Origin of the sequence: uncultured Microbulbifer sp., assembly GCF_947498635.1 — a bacterium.
In the GTDB taxonomy this organism is placed as follows: Bacteria; Pseudomonadota; Gammaproteobacteria; order Pseudomonadales; family Cellvibrionaceae; genus Microbulbifer; species Microbulbifer echini.
This window is the reverse complement of the sequence record NZ_CANMKV010000082.1, coordinates 1-3,836: the sequence shown is the minus strand read 5'-3', so window position 1 is coordinate 3,836 and position 3,836 is coordinate 1. Positions and strand designations below refer to the sequence as shown.

The following is a 3,836-nucleotide window of genomic DNA, read 5'->3' as shown; positions in this document are numbered from 1 at the left end:
AAGCAGCAGATATTACCTTCAGCTGACCGTTCTTTTCCAGGTGATTAACTGATGCACTTCAGAGTTGAATGCAGGAACTGTATAGTGTTAGCGGGTTTTAACCTCTACAGAAAATTCCGCACCCTCTACAGAGTCGAAGTAATCTGGATTTGCTGGATCATTGATTAATTTACCCTTAAAAGAGACCCCGTTCTCCTTCCCCTTAGGATCAAAAAGGTCTGGAAGAGTATCTTTTCTGGAGAAATCATACCCATCTCCAGAAACAGATTCTTCATCAAAGGCCGCACTAATATCTATAGGTTTACGGCTCACTGACTGAGTGGGCTCACCCTCCCCCCCCGTTGCTACTGCGGCGCTCTCAGCAACAGCTTGCTCGACTAAAGCATCGCTTTCAGCAGTATCATTGGGCCCATCGAGCTCCAATGGGTTATCTTGATGCGTCACAAAATCTTCTTGAACTCCATCAGAGACAATATGAGGACTAAGCGTATCATCACGAGATATCTCAGCAGACTTGTCACACGAGGCCAATGCAAAAATTAACAGTGCAGTTAAACCGTATTTAAACATGATTACCAATCATTGAAACCTAAGAAGGAAATCCAAAAAACATACCAAACACGAAACGATATTTACCTTATATAGGGCCATACTATCATATACCAGTCTTACCTAGGATCAACCAAAATTGAAAAAACCCACTACAAAAAACCCAAAAAATAGAATGTAACACTTGCCTCAGACTCAATTCTCTAGCAGGGCCGGATATCCGTATGGCTGGAAACATAAGAACTTCTCTTCCCCCAGAGGATCTACAACCTGAAAAAGCTAATCTTCAACCTGAGGTGCACTGATCAAGCCACACTGAGCATGATAAATATACCAAAAGACCCCTGCGCGAGTTTGGACACCTCAGGAAAGAGATAAACGCAAATGGCTATCTATTATCTATTAGAGTTAAACTGCGATACGCTTCACACTTTAACGCTTCCTTGGGTATATTAATGAAAGAGGCAACCAATTCGACTCGCAAATTCAGCTATCTACTCACAAATAATCCAATCCGATCATTTAATATTAGCAGACTACAAGAGTAATTTATTACCCTGGATTTACTGAGGAATAAAGCCATTCTTAGAAATCTTTATGGTTGATTCTGCATCAATACTCGGGCAGCAGCTTGGATCGTCCTTGCCAAGTTTTTTACCTCTCAGCTGAATTAAGTCCCCATCTAACTTTAAATCACTTACTAAAAACCCACTATATTTAAACGGTTTAATTGGCTTAGAATCAACAATAGCTTCTAAATACTGTACAACCATGTTCCCACAACTCCCAGAAGGCTGATCCTGCCCAATACAAGATCCACCCACGCTATAAAGGATTACCTCTTTATCTCCTGAATTTGCTGAAAGTACACAGTATACTCCCCCGTAGTTGCTCGATATGAGGCCCAACCACCGTCATCAGGTCAGAGGAAACCTTAGGGCAATCTTGTGGGAGAGTAGTAATAGCAAACCAGTAGATCATCAAAATAGCTTTCATAAAGTCAAACTTTTAAAAAGGCACTCCAGCCGCACAACAGACGAAAAAATGATTTAGAAATACTATTACCAAAAAAATTTCGTGATTATTGCTATGACTTCCAGTCACGCAATTCCTGCGTTCGATGCTGCGTTACGCTAGCTCGACACAATTCATACAGCATAGGCCAAATAGACCCTCCTGCAGCTTCATCATCAGCCTGAGCACGGCACTTTGAGTCACGAGCCTTAAGCCATAGACCCTGCTCTGCACGTAATTGTTGCTGTTGTTCCGGCCTAAGAGACCTCAAAATCAATTTGTAAGTATCGTTTAGCTCACTATCGCTGAGTAGAAACTGTTGGTGGGCGCACTTATTCAGCTCCAGCTGCGTTCGCTCTTCTGGGTTACACTGTTCCTGCCATTTATTCCAGTCATAGTCTATCCCAACTAAGGAATAGGTTAGTAGCAACACTAGCCACCAAAGAACCTTCATAGCCAACTCCGTAAACTGGCCCTTCAATAGAATTTCAGTAGCGCAGTTTAATACCACATAGATTACTAATAAAGTTAATACCTATGAGTTGATACATCATACTAAATAGCAATGATGACCTTCAAAGTCTTTAGGCGCTTTTATAGGCTGCGAAAAACCCATCATCTGAACACTTACAAAGACTGAAAGCGTACCGACAAACACTAACTCTGAAAAATATACCGCACTCATCATAGTATTTAAATACCAAACAAGTAACATCCTTGCGACGGAAATTTGAGCTCAGAAATCCTCTATGGAAACGTTAGAGGAAAATATTTTTCTCCTCCACTAACCTCTAAGGTGAGCAACGGGTTCCCCCACCCTGCTGTACCGGTGGGCACGAGACCGTTCCATAGGAACAAAATACACAGCAATCCCCCTTCTTAGGCGTTAACAATTTCCCACAGCACTTGCACTGGTAGAACCACTGACAAGCATCAACCGGCATAGCTTCCTCTTCGCAGTGATTACACACGGGGCAGATAATCATCGATGTCAGAATTAATTCTTTCATGAATCATTTACACCCTTTCCTGCGTTGCAACCATATAAATAGATACTTCCATACCTCTAAATCTAAAATTATATCGAAGCCATCAAAATCTGTGTTAGTTCTTGAGGTTTATCTATCATCACATCATGCCCACATTGCATAGTTATCGCTTCCCACCCCGCCTCACGTTGGGCCTGATCGAAAAACTGCTCTCCAATTCCTGGATACCACCCCGTAGCGTAGATGTATACATGCCTGGATATCTGATTCCACGCCCCCTCTAAATATATTGCCTGCTCAAAAGTCTTGAGAGGTTGATCTACGCAACGCCGATCTACCCATGCCTGATCTTGTATATTGACCCCAAAATCTCCAGCGCGACCGGGTGCCACTCGAAATCCTGCACCTGTAGTTCTGGCACTCTCCAGAAAACTGGAAGTCGTTTCCGTAGGTAGGAGATCTAGCGCGCTCTGTCCATTTTCTGGTACTAAGGCATCGAGATAAACAAGAGAGCGAATATGTTCAGGTACTTTGTCAGCGACGCCAGTAATTACCATCCCCCCATAGCTATGACCGCACAAAATGATATCAGACAGCTCTTCGCACTCAATCACTCCAAGAATATCCTGAATATGTGTATCCACATCGATCTTACTATTCAGGAGATGTGCCCGCTCCCCTAGGCCAGTTAAGGTCGGAGTAAATACTTCATGACCAGATTCGCGCAGAAGTTCTGCTACTCGCTTCCAACACCAACCACCTTGCCAGGCACCATGTACTAAAACGAAAACCGCCATGCATTGCCCTCATTGCTATCAATATCCCATGCACACCCTATGGAAAGCGTACAAAGTTTGATTTAAACCCTAACGGTACGAATGAACATCTGAAAAAAAACACTCTTTTAAGAAGAACTATGAAACAACAGTTAGGACTTAGGACTTAGGACTTAGGACTTAGGACTTAGGACTTAGGACTCTACATCATAGTATTCACCATCTCTCTATTATTTTATGTTTTTCATGCCTATTTCTTCCTTACTTCATACAGCCTACGACAATCTGCCACCTCATTCCTCCCAAAGGATAGATATCCCGTCATGTAAATATGAGCAAAGCAGGCACCAACAATCAAACTAGGCTCTTATGTATATTTACCCTTTAAAAATTTCTAGACCAATGAAAACTAAAACGGCAGCATTGACATCCTGATCCTACCCACCAACGACGGACACACCACTAAGCGACTAGTTGTTCCTCAAACGCCTCAGGGCTGAGATAGCCA

5 protein-coding genes are annotated in these 3,836 nt (G+C 42.7%); all 5 read right to left on the bottom strand.

Annotated features, from left to right (window positions below):
• Positions 1 to 87: 87 nt before the first annotated feature.
• The 5 genes from Q1A69_RS19780 to Q1A69_RS19760 all read right to left on the bottom strand — a co-directional run bounded on the left by Q1A69_RS19780 (position 88) and on the right by Q1A69_RS19760 (position 3,349).
• Positions 88 to 570 (bottom strand): hypothetical protein, encoded by a 483-nt coding sequence (locus tag Q1A69_RS19780; RefSeq protein WP_299589542.1) that lies wholly within the window; start codon positions 568 to 570, stop codon positions 88 to 90.
• 542 nt (positions 571 to 1,112) lie between these two features.
• Entirely contained in the window at positions 1,113 to 1,322 is a 210-nt protein-coding gene (locus tag Q1A69_RS19775; RefSeq protein ID WP_299589539.1) for a hypothetical protein, read from the bottom strand.
• Between the two features lie 314 nt (positions 1,323 to 1,636).
• Positions 1,637 to 2,017, bottom strand: coding sequence for a lysozyme inhibitor LprI family protein (locus Q1A69_RS19770; RefSeq protein WP_299589535.1), 381 nt, complete (start codon positions 2,015 to 2,017; stop codon positions 1,637 to 1,639).
• 337 nt (positions 2,018 to 2,354) lie between these two features.
• A complete protein-coding gene (locus Q1A69_RS19765; protein ID WP_299589532.1) occupies positions 2,355 to 2,573 on the bottom strand; it encodes a GDCCVxC domain-containing (seleno)protein in 219 nt (72 codons plus the stop codon).
• 68 nt (positions 2,574 to 2,641) lie between these two features.
• Entirely contained in the window at positions 2,642 to 3,349 is a 708-nt protein-coding gene (locus tag Q1A69_RS19760; protein WP_299589530.1) for an alpha/beta fold hydrolase, read from the bottom strand.
• Positions 3,350 to 3,836: the final 487 nt, after the last annotated feature.

Coding starts and splice junctions, on each gene's coding strand:
- Q1A69_RS19770 (WP_299589535.1), bottom strand. CDS start 2,017: ATGAAGGTTCTTTGGTGGCTAGTGTTGCTACTAACCTATTCCTTAGTT.
- Q1A69_RS19780 (WP_299589542.1), bottom strand. CDS start 570: ATGTTTAAATACGGTTTAACTGCACTGTTAATTTTTGCATTGGCCTCG.
- Q1A69_RS19765 (WP_299589532.1), bottom strand. CDS start 2,573: ATGAAAGAATTAATTCTGACATCGATGATTATCTGCCCCGTGTGTAAT.
- Q1A69_RS19775 (WP_299589539.1), bottom strand. CDS start 1,322: ATGGTTGTACAGTATTTAGAAGCTATTGTTGATTCTAAGCCAATTAAA.
- Q1A69_RS19760 (WP_299589530.1), bottom strand. CDS start 3,349: ATGGCGGTTTTCGTTTTAGTACATGGTGCCTGGCAAGGTGGTTGGTGT.